Source organism: Dethiothermospora halolimnae (assembly GCF_037577855.1).
GTDB lineage: Bacteria > Bacillota > Clostridia > Tissierellales > VENL01 > Dethiothermospora > Dethiothermospora halolimnae.
In genome coordinates this window covers 1-19577 of record NZ_JBAKFX010000027.1, presented here as the reverse complement: position 1 = coordinate 19577, position 19577 = coordinate 1, and the positions used below count along the sequence as shown (strand labels likewise).

Genomic DNA, 19577 nt, shown 5'->3' with positions numbered 1-19577 from the left:
ATTGTATATATATACTTAATATTAACAAAACTAACAACATTCTCAAAAGAATTTACACAATATTTACAAAAGAACAATTGTCCTTTACACTGTAACTTTATTATAAACTTAAAGGAGATGAAAAAAGTGAACAGCACAAACCATTACTTTGATAATATATCAAATGTGATAGGAGATGAATATTACTTACTAATGGATATTGTTAAAGACTTATTAGATATGTTTTCAGAAAATAATATAAATAATTTATACGATTTAATAAAAAAGAAAAAAATTATAGAAGCAACTATTATTATTAAAAGATTAGAAAGTGCTGCTTTAAATTTTAATATGAAGGATACAAAGAAAGCCCTAGGTATAATAGAGAAAAAAATTTATAATAGAAAAAAAATAAACTTAGAGGTTGAAATAAATACAATAAATAAAGAGATAGACAAAATTAAGGAGATGATAGAAGTTGAAAAATCAAACTCAATTGGGAGGTGAGCTTTTTGGATGAAGATAAAGAAAGGGATCCTATGATAGATATATTTGTCTACGAAACAGAACAGCTTATAGAAAAGTTAGAGCAAATAATTTTAGAAAGCGAAGAGGAGGAGGACGTAACTCCCCATACCGACGAAATATTTAGGATAATGCATACTATAAAGGGTTCCTCTGCCATGATGGAATTTCATAATATATCGGATTTATCCCATAAATTAGAAGATTTATTCTCATATATAAGAAAAAATAAGTCTAGGACATTAGATTATTCAAAATTGGCAGACATAGTATTTGAGAGCATAGATTTTATAAAAGAAGAAATTGATAAAATAAATCAAGGCAAGGAATCAGGTGGACAGGCCAATAGTTTAATAAGAAAAACCATTGACTATTTAGATAGATTGGAAAATGTAGAGGAAGCTAATAAAATTGAAGATGATTATAACGACAAAATAGATATTAGTTTAGAAAGTGACAACTCTTTTGAAATTCATATAAGATATGAAGATGATTGTGAAATGGTCAATATAAGAGCATTTTCTGTTGTACATAATATAAAAGAAATAGGAGATGTTTTAGAAACAGAACCTAGAAATCTTGAAGACGATAACACTTCTGAAAAGATAAAAGATGATGGGCTTAAGGTTAAAATAAATAGTAATGAAAGTATTGATAAAATAAGAGCATTTATAAATAAAGTTCCATTTATAAAGGAATTTAAAGTTTTACAATATGAAGAAAACAAAAAAAATATAGAAAAAATAGATACTAAGGATAAAGAAATAGAAAGAAAATCTAGTTCAAAGACCGGTGGAGAAGTGGAAGAAAATAAAATAGGGAAAAGAAAACACAGTCGAATAAGTGTCGATGTAGATAGATTAGATAATCTTATGAATTTAGTTGGAGAGCTGGTAATAGCAGAGTCAATGGTAACCCAAAATCCAGATTTAAAAAACTTACATTTAGAAAACTTTAATAAATCGGCAATGAGATTAAAGAAAATAATACTTAATTTACAGGATGAAGTGATGGCAACTAGGATGGTATCATTAAGCCAAGTTTTTAAGAAAATGAAACGGGTTGTTAGGGATATTAGTAAAAAAACAAATAAAGAAATCGGCTTTATAACAATGGGAGAAGAAACAGAGGTGGATAAAAATATAGTTGAATATATTTCAGACCCCCTTTTACATCTAATAAGGAACGCAATAGACCACGGGATAGAGTCACCGGAAGAAAGAATGGAAAAGGGAAAGGAAAGGGAAGGAAAAATAATTTTAAGTGCTAAAAATCTTGGAGGAGATGTGGAGATAAATATAATTGATGATGGCAAGGGACTTGATAAAGAAAAGATAATTGAAAAAGCCTTAGAAAAGGACTTGATTACTGAAGATAAGATTGAAAGTATACCTAATAAAGAAATATATTCTTTTATTTTTAAACCAGGATTTTCTACAAAGGATAAAGTTTCAGAATTTTCAGGAAGGGGTGTGGGTATGGATGTGGCCTTTAAAAATATTGAAAAAATAAGGGGAGCCATATCCGTTGATAGCAATTATGGTATGGGGACTAAGATATCCATAAAAATACCCTTAACCCTTGGAATAATAGATGGAATGATAGTAAGGGTTGGGGATAGCACCTTTACAATACCAACAAAGGAAATAAAGCAATCCATAAATATAGGCTCTGAAGATGTAATAAAAGATACTGAAGGAAATGAAATGTTACTTATAAGGGGAACTAGTTATTCCATAATAAGGTTAGGAGACTTTTATGATATAAAAAGATCTATAAAAAAAATTAATGAAGGGATAATTATAGTTCTAGAAAATGATAGAAAGAATATTTGTCTATTTGTGGATGAAGTATTGGAGCATAGACAAGTGGTTATTAAACAACTACCTAATAAGATAAAAAAAGTAAGGGGCATAGTAGGATGTACTTTATTGGGAGATGGAAGTATAAGTCTAATATTAGATGTTTCAAAGTTAACCGACGAAATTCTATAAAGTAAAGGATGATATTAGATGGAAGAAAAAAATAATAATGTTTCAAGCTTAAAACAACAAGATATTAGAAAGTATTTAGTTTTTTCTTTGGAAGGAGAATATTTCGCTATAAACATAATGTATATTACTCAGATAATAGGTATACAGTCTATAACGACTATACCTGACTTGCCAAACTATATGAAGGGGGTTATTAACTTAAGGGGTAAAATAATACCTATTATGGATGCTAGATTAAGGTTTAATAAGACCTTTAAAGAATATCATGATCGTACTTGTATAATTATCCTAGATATGTCAGGTATAAGTGTTGGGTTAGTTGTAGATAGTGTTACTGAAGTAATGGATTTAGCTGAAAAAGATATATCAAAACCTCCAAATATCAAGAAAAGAAAAAATAATTATATTAATGGTATAGCTAAAGCTGAGGGTAAAGTTAGACTATTGTTAGATACAGAAAAGTTAATTAAAGACGAAAACTTAGAAGAAGTAAGAGAAATTTTATAGAACTTATTTAAAATAGAGTCATTATAAAAAGAGGAGTGGTATAATGAAATGGTTTTATAACTTAAAAATAGGTAAAAAGCTTACAATAAGTCACTTTATAATATTAATTATTATGATAGTAATAACAGCTATAAGCATAAGAAATATATATTTGCTTGATACCGCCGATACTGAATTATATAAATATAATACTGAGCCTTTAGGTAATTTAGGTAAAGCGGCAGTTAGTTTTCAAAGGATTAGGGTTAACTTAAATAGTCTATCAGATAGTTCTAATAGGGGAGAAGCAGATACATATATATCCAGGATAAAAGAACATCAAAAAAACTTAAGTCAAGAACTTGAAGATTTTAAAAATAGTACGAAAGATGAAGAGACTTTGATGGAGTTAAGTAACTTAAGAGGATTACTTAACGAATACTATATCGAGAAGGATGAAGTAGCAGATGTAATTACAAGAAATATAATAATTGAAGATGCTGAAGAGATGAGGAAAGAATTAAGAACAACAGCCAGCTTAATAGATGGGTCCTTTGATCAGTTAATGAATAATAAAATAACAATGGCAAAAAATAAAGCAGAAGAAAATACCGATTTAATGCTAACCACAGTAAAAACTATAATTATATTATTAGTTATTGGTATTGTATTAACAATATTACTTATATTATTTATATCTAAAATAATTAGTAAACCAGTTAAAACCTTATCGGAAAAGGCAAATAAACTAGCATTGGGAGATGTTGATGTAGATATTAAAATAGATAGAGAAGACGAACTTGGACACCTTGGAAATGCATTTAGGGGAATAATTAAAAATGTTAGATATCAAGCTGAAACGGCGGAGAAAATAACCAATGGAGAAACTAATATTGAAATAGAATTGATGTCTGAAAATGATTTCTTAGGTAAGAAATTTAAGGAAATGATCACCACTATAAATTCTTTAATAGATGAAACAGAAAAATTAACGGAGGCATCTAAAGAAGGAAAGTTAGAAGTAAGGGGAGATGCTAGGAACTTTAAAGGTAGTTGGTCTAGATTGGTTAAAGGCATGAATGAAACCTTAGATGCTGTTATAGAACCGGTGGCAGAAGCAGCTATAGTACTTGAAAAAGTATCTGAAGGAAACTTAAAGGTTAAGGTTAATGGAGACTATAAAGGGGATCATGCTAAAATAAAAAATGCCCTTAATACCACAATATCTAGTTTATCTATATATGTAAAAGAGATAACATATATTCTAACTGAGTTAGCCAATAAAAACTTAGATGTAAGTATTAAGAGATATTATAAAGGGGACTTTTTAGATATAAAGGATTCAATAAATCTTATTATAGAATCTTTAAATAAGATGTTTGGAGAAATAAATGTTGCTACAGAACAGGTTTCCATAGGGGCAACCCAGATATCAGAGGCTAGTCAAATGTTATCTCAGGGGTCTACAGATCAAGCCAGTGCCATAGAAGAGATAAATGTAACTATAAATGATATAGCTGATCAGACGAAGGAAAATGCAAATTGTGCCAATAGGGCTAAAGAAATTTCAAATAAAGCTAAAGAAAATGCTATAAAAGGAAATGAAGAGATGAAGGAAATGCTAACTGCCATGGAAGAAATCAATAACTCATCCCAGAATATATCTAAGGTTATAAAAGTTATAGATGAGATAGCATTCCAAACTAATTTATTAGCTTTAAATGCGGCAGTAGAAGCTGCTAGAGCTGGAGAACATGGTAAAGGATTTGCTGTTGTGGCAGAGGAAGTAAGAAATTTAGCAGCTAGAAGTGCTAAGGCAGCGAAGGAAACTACATCAATGATTGAAGGTTCTATTAAAAAGGCATTTAGAGGTACAGAGATAGCCAATGAAACAGCAGAAGCATTACAAAAAATAGTAGAAAGTATAGCTATGACAACTGACAGTGTTGATAAAATAGCCAATTCCTCCACTGAACAGGCAACTGCCATAATTCAAATCAATGAGTCTATTGATCAGGTGTCTCAGGTTGTTCAAACCAACACGGCTACAGCAGAAGAAACAGCGTCTGCCAGTGAAGAGTTAGAAGGACAAGCTAAATTTGTAAAGGAAGCTGTTGAACAATTTAAACTTAGAAAAGAGAATATAAATAAATTGAAAAAAAATAATAGTAATAAATGGGGGAAGAATAAAATATCCCAAGATAAATCAAAAGAGAATTCTCAAGAAGATCCCTATAATACATCTGATGTTGATATGGAAGACTTAAATATATCTTTAGATGATGAAGATTTTGGAAAATACTAAGGTTGGGAATGAAGTAAAAAAATGATTAGAATAAAGGATTCAGATTTATCAATGTTGGTTCTATTTATAAAAAGATACTATGGAATAAATCTTACTAAGAAGAAGAAATTACTTGTGAGTAGGTTAAAGAATTATCTTATTGAAAACAATTATGATGATTTTTCTGTATATAGTAGAGATATTATAAAAGATAAAAATGGCAAATTAACTAAAGATTTTTTAGATATGATAACAACAAATCATACCTATTTTATGAGGGAATTTGAACATTTTAAATATTTTAAAAAGGATATTTTACCCCATCTTAAATCTACAGTTAAAGATAAGGATTTAAGAATATGGAGTGCAGGATGTTCCAGTGGAGAGGAGCCATATACTTTGGCTATCTTAATAGATGATTATTTAAAAGAGGACAGGGAAAACTGGGATACAAAAATATTGGCTACCGATATATCTTCAAAAGCACTATCGATAGCTAAAGGTGGAATATACAAAAATGAAAAGCTTGAACTAATACCAGATAGTTGGAAGAGAAAGTACTTTAAAAGAATAAGTGAAAAAAATAGTCAGGTAAAGGAAGAAATAAAAAAGGAAATAATATTTAGAAAGTTCAATATAATGAGGACGGTATATCCTTTTAAAAGAAAATTTCATATAATATTTTGTAGAAATGTTATGATTTATTTCGATATAGACACAAGAAAAAAACTTGTAAGGAAACTATTTGATAATACACATAAAAGGGGTTATTTATTTATAGGACAAGCAGAATCACTGAACTATAGTGGTTCTCCCTACAAATATATAATGCCGGGAGTATATAGAAAGGAATAGGGAGGGATATAATGGGAAGGAAGATTAAAGTCCTTATAGTGGACGATTCTGTATTCTTTAGAAAGATGTTAAAAAATGGTTTATCTAAAAGTTCTGAGTTGGAAGTTGTGGATACGGCTTCTGATCCCTATGATGCTAGGGATAAAATTATTAAATATAGACCTGACGTGATGACCTTAGATGTGGAAATGCCTAAAATGGACGGTATTGAATTTTTAAGAAGGTTGATACCCCAATACCCAATGCCTGTTATTATGCTAAGTAGCATGAATGATAAGGTATTTGATGCTCTAGATGCAGGGGCGGTGGACTTTGTAGCTAAACCAAATAGAACAAATAATAGTGGAGAGCTATTTATAGATGATTTAATACTAAAGATTAAAGCGGCATTGGACGCAAAACCTAAAATAAGTAAAACAAAACAGAAGCCAGTTACAACTAAAGAAAAAAAATTAGAAAAAGAAAAAATAACTATGATAGCAATGGGAGCTTCAACTGGAGGTACGACAGCTTTATCTGAAATAATAACACAATTACCCAGTGATATGCCAGGAATGGTATTAGTACAACATATGCCTAAGGGGTTTACGAAAATGTATGGGGAACGTCTAAATAAGTTAAGTAGATTGGAAGTAAAAGAAGCAGTAGATGGGGATATTATTTTGCCAGGTAGGGTACTGATTGCTCCAGGGGGATATCAAATGGTAGTTAGAAAGTATGGTAGCCAATATAAAGTGGTTTGCAGTGAGGATATAAAGTGCAATGGACATAGACCCTCTGTAGATATTTTATTTAATTCAGTTGCAGATAAAGTTGGAGGAAATACAATAGGAGTTATATTAACAGGAATGGGAGGAGATGGAGCAAAGGGACTTCTTCAGATGAGAAAGAGGGGAGCGAAAACCATTGGACAAGATGAAAAAACCAGTACTATATATGGTATGCCTAGGGTTGCTTATGAAATAGGAGCTGTAGAAAAACAAGTTCCTTTATCAGATATCTCCAGTTTATTGTATAGATGGAGTAGGTAGAATATGGGGAGATTAATGGATTTATATGCGTAATGCATAGTATGAAATTTATAAAATAATTATAATATGTAAATACAATTAAAAATATTACTATAATAAATTAAAAGTGGGGTTAGAGTATGAAGATTTTAGTAGTGGATGATGCTATGTTTATGAGAACTGCAATTAAAAGAATATTAGTAAGCGATGGACATGATGTGGTTGCGGAGGCTTCCAATGGAAAAGAAGCAGTGTCAATGTATAAAGAATATAAACCAGATATAGTAACATTAGATATAACTATGCCTGAAATGGATGGAAAGGAAGCATTAAAAAAGATAATTGAATATGATCCAAAAGCAAAAGCTATAATGATTTCTGCATTGGGACAGGAAGTTTATGTAAAAGAATGTGTCCTTAATGGAGCCAGAAGTTTTATTGTTAAACCATTTAATAAAGAAAAAGTATTATCTGTTATAGATACTATATCCAATACTTAAAATGAATTTATATAAATGATATTAATTGTTTTTTGCTTTATGTTTAGTCTCATCATTTCAATTAACTTTGTAACAGCAGAAACATACTATTTTTTACATAAAAGTTTTAAAATTGAAAACAAGGGTATTAATTGTTATAAGTTATCGAATTTGTTAATGGAGTTATTGAAGGGGAGAGAGTTTTTATGATAAAAAATAATAAGGAACAAATTGAAAGGCTAAGGGAAGAGATGTACAGAATGATAATTGAGGAAGATCAGTTAATAAATGAAAAAGTAATATTAAAAAGTCAAGAATTGGACAAGCTTTTAAACCAATATCAAAAAGATATAAGTTATGATTAAAAATATAATATTTATTAATAAAAGTTCTTTATCATTTTGATAAGGGCTTTTTCTTTTCTAGAGTAAGAACCATATATTTTTTATGTAGGTACTGAATATATTAAGGATGACTTTAAAGCCATATAATATATAACAGTAATAAAATTTAGTTGCCAGAGAATTGGTAACTTCTCTTGTTGCTCGGAACTTCGTAACTTCTCTTGTTGCTGGGGGATTCGTAATCCCACAGCCTATTGAAAATACAGTCTTTGGCATAACAGGTCTTCTACAAGAAGCCTTATATACATTTATGAGATTTGGAAATCCCTGCTATATGCAATGAATAAAGAAGCACCAAAGAAACCCTCATTATATCATTTTATATAAATATCTTATATCATTATTATATAATGGGAATGATAATTTATAACTATAAAGTTAAAGTACCAACTAATATTAGAGGATGAGATTATGCCAGAATCAAAATTTTTTGATCTAACAATAGAATTAATAATAGGTTTTTTCGGATTGTTTATAATAACTAAATTTTTAAGAAGAACTCAAATAAATCAAATAACTCCCTTTGACTTTATATCTGCATTGGTGCTTGGGGAACTATTAGGAAATGCAATATATGATAATGATATCGGTCTAACTTATATATTATATGCCATATTTATATGGGGATGTTTAATGTTTATTATAGAAAAAGTTACTCAAAAGATTAGGCGTTCAAGAAAGATTTTAGAAGGGGATCCAGCTATTATTATTCGAAATGGACAAATAGACTATGATGTAATTAAGAGGGAAAAGCTAGATATAAACGAGTTATTAAGCCTACTAAGGGAAAAAGATGTTTTTTCCATAAGAGAAGTAGAATATGCCATATTGGAAACAAGTGGCTCTATTAGTGTTCTTAAAAAATCAAAGTATAGTACACCCGTCACTCAAGATTTGAAACTGTCCCAAAGACCAGTTTATCTACCCATAAGTTTGATATTAGATGGAGAGATTATATGTAATAATTTAGAAGCTATTGGATTTGATGAAGAATGGTTGAAGAATCAAATTCATATGTGGGGACTGGAAAAAGTAGAAGATGTATTTTTCGCAGAATGGAAAAAAGATGAAGGAATACATATAGTAGCGAAAAAGGAAAGTTGAAAAATTTGTTAATTACTTAAAAAATCATATCATACTTAAAACGATATTCATAATATATAGTGAATATAAAATAGGGGTGATATGATGACTGAAAATAGTAATGATGTTGTAATAGGTAAAAAAGTTTTTAAAAATAGTAGAAAATATGTTTCTAAAAATAAGGAAAATAAAGAAAAAGAGGATTTGAAAGAAAATATATTATTAACAAGGGATAAAAAAGAAATAAGTACTCAGTCAATACTTATTGATGATTGTTGTTGTGAAGAATCTAAATCGATAAATTTAGACCCATGTGTTGACTTTTCAAGAACTAACTTAACTATAAATAGACTAAATTGTCAAAGTACACTAATTAGAGTTATGGTAACAATAAGAAATGTATGTGAAAATAGATTTCTGGGAATAGGTGTTGTATTAACTGATCCAGATATATTCGATATAATTTATGCCCAAAAAAGTGATATAATATTTACTGGAAAATTCAGTGGAAGTTGTGGCACTGTAAGGAAAGAATTTTGTTTTATAATTCCTGGGGACATATGTAATCCATTAAACCTAAAGGCTAATGCAATAGCCCATTATGTTGGCACAAATCCAGTGGGAAGATTAGAATGTGAAGCTGATTGTGGTGGTTTAGAAGAAAACATAGAAGAGTCTTAAGTTTTATTAATACAGAGAAAATAAAGCCTAGGTATGATGAAGTTATCATACTTAGGCTTTATTTTTTAAGGTAGAAGAAAATAAATAAAAATGTCGAAAAAAAAGGTAATTTCAAATACTATATCGAAGTAATAATAAATAAACGAATATATGTAGGTGTTTATTTATATTTGGATCTTAATAATAATAAATAGTTTTTATAAGCTTAAAGGAGGGAAAATTATGATAAAAAGCATAAAGAGCAAACTTATTGTTTACTTTTGTATTCTAATCCTTTTAATTACTTCAGCTATTAGTATTTTAGGATATCAAGAAGGAACAAAGGGAATGAAAGAAATAGGAAATAACAATTTAATGGCAAAATTAACTGGAGATATTTCGGCAGCATCTGTATATTTAGATAAATATTTTGGAGAAATAAAGTATAATCACGGAATACTTTTAGATGAAAGGGGAAATAACATAGAAGGACGAAATAATATGGTTGATGACATCCTAAATGATATGGGAGATGTGGCTACTATATTTGTTAAAGATGGTGATGATTTTAGACGGATAACTACGAATATTAAGGATGAAAATGGAAAAAGAGCAATAGGTACGTATTTAGGGAAAGATAGTGAAGCCTATAGTTATATGGCAAGGGGAGAACAATATGTAGGGCAGGCCATGATTTTAGAGAGACCCTATTTAACTGCATATAAACCTATATATAATAAAACAGGAGATACGATAGGAATATTATTTGTTGGAGTATCTAAAGAGGAATCTGATAATTTAATGAGTGGCCATTTAAATGATTTAAGAAACACTTTAGCATTTATAACTATAATAGGAATAATAATAGCACTTATAGTGGTCTATATAATAGCAAAAAGAATAGCTAATCCTATAATTGATTTATCTGAAATTATTAAAAGGCTATCTGATTATGATTTAACCTTAGATAAAAAGAGTAAAGCTATAAAATATTTAAAAAGGAAGGATGAAATAGGAATTATAACTAGGGCTTTAGCAAATATGCAGGAAAATTTTATTTCTTTGATTAGAACTGTATCAGATACATCTCAGCAGGTGGCGGCTGCTTCGGAGGAATTAACAGCAACTAGTCAACAGTCATCAACTACATCACAGGAGATAGCTAGAACTATTGAAGAGATAGCAACGGGGGCCAGTGAACAGGCGAATCATACTGAAGAGGGAGTTGTAAATATTAATGTATTAAATAGATTAATAGAGAAAGACCAAAAAAATGTAAAGGATTTAAATGCCTCTACTAAAGAAGTAACCAGATTAAAAGAGGAAGGATTTGATATTTTAAAAGAACTAGTAGAAAATACAGAAACTAATATTAAATCATCTAAAGAAGTTAAAGAAATTATTGTAGATATAAATGATAGCACACAAAAAATAGAGAGTGCCAGTGATATGATTAGAAATATATCAGAACAAACAAATTTATTAGCTTTAAATGCAGCTATAGAAGCAGCTAGAGCAGGGGAATCAGGTAAAGGGTTTGCAGTAGTGGCAGAAGAAATAAGGAAATTAGCAGAACAGTCCAGTGAGTTTACAGATGAGATAGCCAATGTTGTTTGGAGTTTAACAGATAAAACAGAACATGCAGTGGAAACTATAGAGGGAGTTGGAAGTGTAGTTAAGTCTCAAACAGAAAGTGTTCATATGACAAGGGAAAAATTTGAAGGAATAGATGGTGCAATTGAAAAGATGAAGAATGTTATAAAAAATATCAATCAGTCAGGACAAGATATGAAAGATAAAAAAGATGAAATAATTAGTATTATAGAAAGTCTTTCAGCTATATCAGAGGAAAATGCAGCTGGAACTGAAGAAGCCTCAGCCGCAGTAGAGGAACAAACAGCATCAATGGAAGAGATAGCAAATGCCAGTGAAGCCTTAGGGAAAATGGCTGAAGAAACCCAAGAAAGTATATCTAAATTTAAATATTAAATATAAAGGATCTGTTTTAACAGGTCCTTTTTCAAATATTCTAGTTAAAACTAAAGGAATTTGAAAAAAGTCATCTATATAATATAATAATATATAATACTATATAGGATAAAATTATTAATAAATTAACGATCTATTGAATATAAAAGAAACACTTTATATTAATGAAATTGTGGGGGTTAATTATGAAGATGAAAAAAAGTAAGTGGATAGATAATTTTAAAGAGTTTGTTGAGACTGGCTCATATAAAAGAGCAGTGGATTACTTCACAAAGGATTTTCATATAGCATTTTCATCTCCAAGGTTAAATGAAATGTATAATATAGCACTTAAAATACCAGACCAATACTATAATACTGTATTTTCTAAACTATTGTTGGGGTGGTTATGTTTTATATGTGGAAATAACAAAAAAGTAACTGAGATTTTTACTGGTATAAATGAATCACAGTTAAAAACAATAGATGAAAAATCTACTTTTTATGCACTAAAGTCAATGGCTATCTCTGTTGCGTCCCAAGGGGAAAGTTTGAAATACGCTAAATTGGCCGTAGATATATTACCAAAGGATTATGAAAGTATTATTGCAGGAAATGCATATATGACCTATGGAAGAAAGTTAACTAATGTAAAAAAATATAGACAGGGAGCAAAATATTTTGAGAGAGGATATGAAATTTTTAGAAGATTACACAGTAATTTTTTAGCTGTTAATTGTTTTGTAAGTCAATGTCTAAATTTATATGCCCTAGGAGAGTGTGAAGATGTTATAAAAAGATGTCAACAGATACTATTAAATAACAGCTCTAAAAATTTAGAAATGGATCCTTTTATGAATATCATAAAACTCCCAATGGGTATGTGTTATTATGAGATGAATAAAATAAATCTTGCTATAAAAGCTTTAGACGAGGCTAGAGTGGCCATTGTTAATATGAAATTGGTTCATATGCACGGTCTTATGGAAATGTATTTATTTAATTGCTATATAAAGAAAAATGATAGAAAAAATGCTGAGAAGATAGTAGAAACATTACAATCAATTTTTGAAAATCTTAATCATCCACAAATTAATTATATAATTAGAGCAATGAAGGTAAAATGTGCTATACACTTTAATGAAAAACTTAAAAATGAATGGGTAGAAGAATTAGAACTGGCATATCAGTTAAGTCCTAAGTCAATACCTACATTTATATTAGAAGCATTAATTGAACTTAAATTAAATAAATATAGCGAAGTAATAACAAAGGATATTTTAATTGACAAATTAGAAGAGTTACAATTTATAGGACATACTCCTGAGATTCAAGGGATTAGTCTATATTTAGCTGAACTATTTTATAATGATAAGAAAATAGATATATGTAAGGCCCATTTAAAAAATGCCTGTGATATTTATTTAGAATATGGAATGTTTTCTCAATTTATTAATAGGGATTTAAGTTGTTTAAGTTATGTTAAAGATTTGGATAAATCTCTATCTAAAAAGCTATTTAAAGACAATAAAGGGAAGAATGTATCTACCCCTTCTCAAGATAATATGATAGAGAAATTAACCAATAGGGAATTAGAGGTTCTCCGATTAGTATCTAAAGGAAAAACCAATAAAGAAATATCAGATGCCTTGTTTATAAGTATTGGAACTACTAAATGGCATGTTAACAATATATTTGGTAAGCTATCAGTGAGTAAGAGATTTGATGCAATCAGTAAAGCTAAGGAGCTAAACTTAGTCTAATTATTTAAAATATTTTAATCTAAAAACCCCTAACTAAAAACACAACTTTAGTTAGGGGTTTTTTATTATGAAAAAAATTATAATAAAATTAGAAAAATATTAGAGGAGGGTTAATATGCAAGAAACATTATATGGACATTTTAATCAGTGGGGAGGAGTTATATTTTTTGTAATAATTTATTCAATAGCACTACTTTTTGTACCCTTTTATAAGAAAGCCAATAGAAAACCAGCTACAGCATATTTGGCATTTGTATTGGCCTTTGCTATAGAAATGCATGGCATACCTTTTAGTATGTATTTAATCTCTGGGATTATAGGGAAAAAACTACCAGATGGTATACTTTGGGGACACACATTAAATCAACACATTGGATATTGGGGTATGTATATAAATATTGGGCTTTCTATTATTGCTATACTATTAATTTCAAATGGATGGTATAACATCTATCATAAATATTGGTCAAGGGAAAAGGGGGAAGGTCGTGTTGTTAAAACAGGAGTTTATAGACATATTAGACATCCCCAATATACAGGATTTATTCTGTTAACTATAGGGATGATATTTGATTGGGCCAATTTATTTATGTTATTATTTTTCCCTATTATAATATATACATATTACAAATTGGCAAAGAAAGAAGAAGAGGATATGATTAAAGAATTTGGCGAAGAGTATATTCGATATAGAAAAAAAACAAAAATGTTTCTACCTTTTATGGTTTAGTGTATATACTAATCAACATATGAAGTCTTTACGTGGTTTGGGAAGTATGGATTCCCTTGCTTGGGTATGAAGGGTATGTAAAGTAAATGATTTAAAAAATAAAAGAAAAATATGATGTTATAGATGATGCTCCTATAAACCCTAGAACATGTGCAAGATATAAATTTACTTTATAAATAATTTATTTAGGTAATACTAGGGTATATAAGTATTAGAAAGATAGACTAAAATAAAAAAATATATCAAGATATATTTTTTTATTTTTTTGTTTGGATAAATATATATTTTGCTATAAAAGTATGGGTAATTATCAGGGAAAAGGTTTTCTTGGAGTAGATGTTTACTGATATAGGAAATATCTAAGGGGTTTTTAGGAAGTAAAACAATGAATAAATATACATGAGGTGAATAAATAAACTTTAGACCATGTTTGACAATTGGGCACAAATAAGTTAAAATCAATAGTATAAGGTTGATGGATGAAAAATGATTACTTTAAATATATGTATAATTGATGTATAAAATAAGGAGGGAGAACTTTGTCAAAAAACAATGTTCTTAATGTAACCAGTGAAATTGGTAAATTGAAAACGGTTTTGCTTCACAGACCAGGAAAAGAAGTTGAAAACCTGACTCCAGACTTAATGGAGAGACTGTTGTTTGACGATATTCCATATTTAAAAATAGCAAGACAAGAACATGATGCTTTTGCTAAAATACTTAAGGATAACGGTGTAGAAGTATTATATCTAGAAGAGCTTGCGGCTGAGGCAATAGCCGATAAGGAAGTAAGAGAAAAGTTTATAGAGCAATTCCTAGATGAGGGCAATGTGACAGGACAAGGTACTAGGGAAGCTGTAAAAAAATACTTTGAAAAAATGGATAATAAAGAGCTAGTAGATACGATGATGGCGGGAGTAAGAAAAAATGATCTTGAAAACTATACAGCGAAAAATTTAGCTGATATGGTGTCAAGGGACTATCCATTTGTATTAGACCCAATGCCTAACTTATACTTTACTAGGGATCCATTTGCTACTATAGGAACAGGAATCACATTAAATCATATGAGAACTGAGACTAGGAATAGGGAAACAATATTTGCTAAGTATATATTTGAATATCATCCAAGGTTTAAGGATGCAGATGTTCCAATTTGGTTTAATAGGGATGAAACAACTTCAATGGAGGGTGGAGATGAATTAATCCTTAACGACAAAGTTGTTGCAATAGGTATATCAGAGAGAACAGATGCAGCTTCAGTAGAGAAGTTTGCTGAAAAAATATTTGCAGATGGACAAACCTTCGAAACAATACTAGCATTTGATATACCAAAGAAGAGGGCATTTATGCATTTAGATACAGTATTTACAATGGTCGATTATGATAAGTTTACAATCCACCCAGAGATAGAAGGTCCATTGACGGTATTCTCCATAACTAAAGGAGATAATGGTCAATTAGATATTAAAAAAGAAGAGGCGACACTGGAAGAAATATTAAAGAAATATCTAGAAGTGGAAAATGTTACACTAATAAGATGTGCCGGTGGAGATTCAATAGATGCAGCTAGAGAACAGTGGAATGATGGATCAAATACACTTGCTATTGCCCCGGGAGAAGTGATTGTTTATTCAAGAAACCATGTTTCAAATAAATTATTACAAGAACATGGGATTAAGACACACATTATGCCAAGTTCAGAATTATCAAGGGGTCGTGGAGGACCAAGATGTATGAGTATGCCCCTTGTAAGAGAGAGTTTAAAGAAATAAGTTGAATTTATTATAAAATGTTGGGGGATTACGAATCCTCCAACAACGATATTATTGTTGTCAATAACAAGATTATAGTTGTTAATAGATTATAGTTGTTAATAGATTATAGTTGTTAATAGATTATAAATTTTTTAGTGACAAAAGTCTATTGTTGTTGATGGATTCGCAATCCATCAACTTAGATATACGAAGTAAAAATTAATTAACATAAAAAACATAATATCATAAATTATGTTCTAAAATAAAAACAACATATATTAGGAGGTAGTGAAAATGGGATTTAATATTAAAGGAAGAAGTTTATTAACACTTAAGGACTATTCAGTAAAGGAAATAAATTACTTACTAGACTTAGCTAGAGATTTAAAAAGAGCTAAGTATTCAGGTACAGAGCAACCAACAATGGAAGGTAAAAACATAGCTTTAATATTTGAAAAGGCATCAACAAGAACAAGATGCGCATTTGAAGTTGGAGCTTTAGATCAAGGGGCTCATGTTACTTACTTAGGACCAACTGGTTCTCAAATGGGTAAAAAAGAATCAGCAGCTGATACAGCTAGAGTACTTGGAAGAATGTATGATGGTATAGAGTATAGAGGATTCTCTCAAGAAACAGTTGAAGCCTTAGCTGAACATTCAGGGGTTCCAGTATGGAATGGATTAACTGACCAGTTCCATCCGACTCAAATATTAGCAGACTTCTTAACTATCCAAGAGCATAAAGGACATTTAAAAGGAATTAAGTTTGCATATGTTGGAGATGGAAGAAATAATATGGGTAACTCTTTAATGATAGGTTCTGCAAAAATGGGCTTAGACTTTAGAATAGTAGCTCCAAAAGAGTTATTCCCAGAGGAAGATTTAGTAAATGAAGCAAGAGAAATAGCTAAAGAAACAGGAGCTAAGATAACACTTACAGAATCAATAGAAGAAGGAATCAAAGGTGTAGATGCAATATATACTGATGTTTGGGTATCAATGGGAGAGCCAGATGAAGTATGGGAGAAAAGAATTAATATGTTAAAGCCATATCAGGTTAATATGGATATGATAAATATGGCCGATGATGAAGTAATATTTATGCATTGTCTACCAGCATTCCATGATACAAACACTATAATAGGAAAAGAAATAAAAGAGAAGTTTGGCTTAGATTCAATGGAAGTAACTGATGAAGTATTTGAAAGTAAACATTCAGTAGTATTTGATGAAGCTGAAAATAGAATGCATACTATAAAAGCAGTTATGGTGGCTACATTAGGAAAATAATAAAAAATATTTTTAAGTTATAAAATTTGTATATTGGAGTCCAATATAATAGATAATAAAAAGTGAACTTTAAAGTGTATAATACACTGTATATAAACGGAAATCTAAAACTTTAAGGTTACGAAGGGATATAAATATGAAAAGTTACATAAAACATATAATCTTATCCTTCGTAACCTTAAATCTATTTTCAATATTTATCTTAGGAGGAATGTAAAATGAGTAAGGTTGTTGTAGCTTTAGGTGGTAATGCTTTAGGTAAAACACCAGAGGAACAGTTAAGTTTAGTAAAAAATACAGCTAAGCCTATTGTTAATTTAATAGAAGAGGGAAATGAAGTTATTATAGCCCATGGTAATGGTCCACAGGTTGGTATGATAAACTTAGCCATGGAAACAGCTTCAAAAAGTGAAGCCGGTACTCCAGAGATGCCATTCCCAGAATGTGGAGCAATGAGTCAAGGTTATATAGGATATCATCTACAAAATGCCATAAGGGAAGAGTTATTAAATAGAGGAGTAAATAAGCCAGTTGCAACTGTGGTAACTCAGGTTATTGTTGATAAAGATGACCAAGCCTTTGTAAATCCAACAAAACCAATAGGAGCCTTCTATAGTGAAGAAGAAGCTGAAAAGTTAAAGAAAGAAAAGGGATATGACATGGTAGAAGACTCCGGTAGAGGATTTAGAAGAGTTGTACCTTCACCAATTCCTGTAGATGTTGCAGAAAAACAAACTGTAAAAACATTAGTTGATAATGGACATATAGTTATAACTGTTGGAGGAGGAGGTATTCCAGTAGTAGAAGAGGGAAATAGCCTAAAAGGAGTTCCAGCGGTTATAGATAAAGATTTTGCCAGTGAGAAGATAGCTGAAATATTGGATGCTGATTTCTTTGTAGTTCTTACTGCTGTTGATAAGGTATCTATAAACTTTGGTAAACCAAATCAAAAAGATTTAGATTCAATAACATTAGAAGAAGCAGAAAAATATATAGAAGAAGGACATTTTGCACCGGGAAGTATGCTTCCAAAGGTAAAGGCTGCAATGAAATTTGCTAGTTCTAAAGAAGGTAGAAAGGCTGTAATAGCTTCTTTAGAAAAAGCAGGGGAAGCTTTAAAGGGACAAAGCGGTACTACTATAACAAAATAGCATTAAAAAAGAGGTTGATTTAAATCAACCTCTTTTTTAATGCTATTAGTTATCGGTAGACTTGCAATCCTCCAACTAAGTGATATTTTTTAATAAAGTTGCAAACAATAATAAAAATACTTACTTAAGATATTTTAATAAAAAATAATATTAATTGGGAGGATTAACTATGAAAAGATTTAAATTAAGAAGGTATCTAGCTTATTTATTGATTGTTTTATTAATATTTTCCATATCTGTAGGATGTACAGAAGAAGATACACCGGAAGATACAACTGAAAATGGAGCTAATCCCGATGGTGCAGATGAGAATGATAATGAAACTGATGAAAACAAGCCAGAGGATAATGATGAATATTCAATTAAAGATTTAAATGAACAGTTAGTTATGGCAACAACTTGGTATCAAAACTCTGCAGAAATGAGAGCTTTATCCTATCAGGCTTTTAATCTTGCAAAGATGGTGTATGATATGGATTTAAATAATAATGATTCAGACGAAAAAAGAGCTGTGATAGTTGATGTTGATGAAACTGTTCTTGATAATAGTCCCTATGAGGCAGGACTAATAGGTAGTGACTATGCCTATCCAACCGGGTGGGATGATTGGATAAATTCTGCTGAAGGTACAGCATTACCTGGATCTATAGAATTTTTAAATTATGTTGTAGAAAATGGTGGAGATGTATTTTATGTATCCAATAGAAAAATACATTTATTAGAAGGAACAATGGAAAATTTAGAAAAACTAGGGTTCCCACAAGTTAAAGAAGAAAATATATTACTTAGAGAAGAAACCTCTGATAAAGGACCAAGAAGGGAAATTGTAGATGAAAATCATAGAATTGTTTTACTTATGGGAGATAACTTAAATGATTTTGATAGTGCCTTTGGAGATAAAAATATAGAAGATAGATTTGAAGTAACAGATACTAATAAAGATAAATTTGGAACTAAATTTATAGTTCTTCCAAATCCAATGTATGGTGAATGGGAGGGTGCTTTGTATGATTATGAATGGGGAATATCAAATGAAGAAAAAAGTCAGAAAAGAAAAGCACCATTAAATACTTGGATAGTGGAGTAAAAGAGTTAGTTTTTTAAGAATATATAAAAAATAAATAATGGCTGACACCATGGTGTCAGCCATTATTTATTA

General features: G+C 30.0%; 17 protein-coding genes. All 17 read left to right on the top strand.

The features are described from left to right. Nucleotides 1-126 precede the first annotated feature (126 nt). Complete coding sequence (locus tag V6137_RS11665; protein WP_425448115.1) at nt 127-486, top strand: hypothetical protein; 360 nt, start codon at nt 127-129, stop codon at nt 484-486. A 5-nt stretch (nt 487-491) separates the two neighbouring features. Continuing rightward, entirely contained in the window at nt 492-2498 is a 2007-nt protein-coding gene (locus V6137_RS11660; RefSeq protein WP_425448114.1) for a chemotaxis protein CheW, read from the top strand. Nucleotides 2499-2516: 18 nt separating this feature from the next. After that, a complete protein-coding gene (locus tag V6137_RS11655) occupies nt 2517-3005 on the top strand; it encodes a chemotaxis protein CheW (RefSeq protein ID WP_425448113.1) in 489 nt (162 codons plus the stop codon). A 43-nt stretch (nt 3006-3048) separates the two neighbouring features. After that, nucleotides 3049-5289 (top strand): HAMP domain-containing methyl-accepting chemotaxis protein, encoded by a 2241-nt coding sequence (locus V6137_RS11650; protein ID WP_425448112.1) that lies wholly within the window; start codon nt 3049-3051, stop codon nt 5287-5289. A gap of 21 nt (nt 5290-5310) precedes the next feature. Then, nucleotides 5311-6123, top strand: coding sequence for a CheR family methyltransferase (locus tag V6137_RS11645; RefSeq protein WP_425448111.1), 813 nt, complete (start codon nt 5311-5313; stop codon nt 6121-6123). Between the two features lie 11 nt (nt 6124-6134). Next, the gene (locus tag V6137_RS11640) at nt 6135-7154 is read left to right on the top strand and encodes a protein-glutamate methylesterase/protein-glutamine glutaminase (protein ID WP_425448110.1); all 1020 of its coding nucleotides are present in this window, start codon (nt 6135-6137) and stop codon (nt 7152-7154) included. A gap of 119 nt (nt 7155-7273) precedes the next feature. Next, nucleotides 7274-7633, top strand: a complete 360-nt coding sequence (locus tag V6137_RS11635) for a response regulator (protein ID WP_425448109.1) — start codon at nt 7274-7276, stop codon at nt 7631-7633. 185 nt (nt 7634-7818) lie between these two features. Beyond that, the gene (locus V6137_RS11630; RefSeq protein ID WP_425448108.1) at nt 7819-7977 is read left to right on the top strand and encodes an aspartyl-phosphate phosphatase Spo0E family protein; all 159 of its coding nucleotides are present in this window, start codon (nt 7819-7821) and stop codon (nt 7975-7977) included. A 450-nt stretch (nt 7978-8427) separates the two neighbouring features. Further along, nucleotides 8428-9120, top strand: coding sequence for a DUF421 domain-containing protein (locus tag V6137_RS11625; RefSeq protein ID WP_425448107.1), 693 nt, complete (start codon nt 8428-8430; stop codon nt 9118-9120). An 84-nt stretch (nt 9121-9204) separates the two neighbouring features. Next, nucleotides 9205-9780 (top strand): hypothetical protein, encoded by a 576-nt coding sequence (locus V6137_RS11620; protein WP_425448106.1) that lies wholly within the window; start codon nt 9205-9207, stop codon nt 9778-9780. A 222-nt stretch (nt 9781-10002) separates the two neighbouring features. Next, complete coding sequence (locus V6137_RS11615; RefSeq protein ID WP_425448105.1) at nt 10003-11748, top strand: methyl-accepting chemotaxis protein; 1746 nt, start codon at nt 10003-10005, stop codon at nt 11746-11748. Nucleotides 11749-11933: 185 nt separating this feature from the next. Then, on the top strand, nt 11934-13490 hold the full coding sequence (locus V6137_RS11610; protein WP_425448104.1) for a response regulator transcription factor: 1557 nt from the start codon (nt 11934-11936) through the stop codon (nt 13488-13490). Between the two features lie 115 nt (nt 13491-13605). Beyond that, nucleotides 13606-14220: a methyltransferase family protein gene (locus V6137_RS11605; protein ID WP_425448103.1), complete on the top strand. Its 615-nt coding sequence runs from the start codon at nt 13606-13608 to the stop codon at nt 14218-14220. A 539-nt stretch (nt 14221-14759) separates the two neighbouring features. Then, a complete protein-coding gene (arcA, locus tag V6137_RS11600; RefSeq protein WP_425448102.1) occupies nt 14760-15995 on the top strand; it encodes an arginine deiminase in 1236 nt (411 codons plus the stop codon). A 276-nt stretch (nt 15996-16271) separates the two neighbouring features. Further along, nucleotides 16272-17267, top strand: coding sequence for an ornithine carbamoyltransferase (argF, locus tag V6137_RS11595; protein ID WP_425448101.1), 996 nt, complete (start codon nt 16272-16274; stop codon nt 17265-17267). Between the two features lie 218 nt (nt 17268-17485). Then, nucleotides 17486-18418 carry a carbamate kinase gene (gene arcC / locus V6137_RS11590; RefSeq protein ID WP_425448100.1) on the top strand — a complete coding sequence of 311 codons (933 nt, stop codon included), beginning with the start codon at nt 17486-17488 and terminating at the stop codon, nt 18416-18418. Between the two features lie 169 nt (nt 18419-18587). Beyond that, the gene (locus V6137_RS11585; protein WP_425448099.1) at nt 18588-19505 is read left to right on the top strand and encodes a 5'-nucleotidase, lipoprotein e(P4) family; all 918 of its coding nucleotides are present in this window, start codon (nt 18588-18590) and stop codon (nt 19503-19505) included. Nucleotides 19506-19577 lie beyond the last annotated feature (72 nt).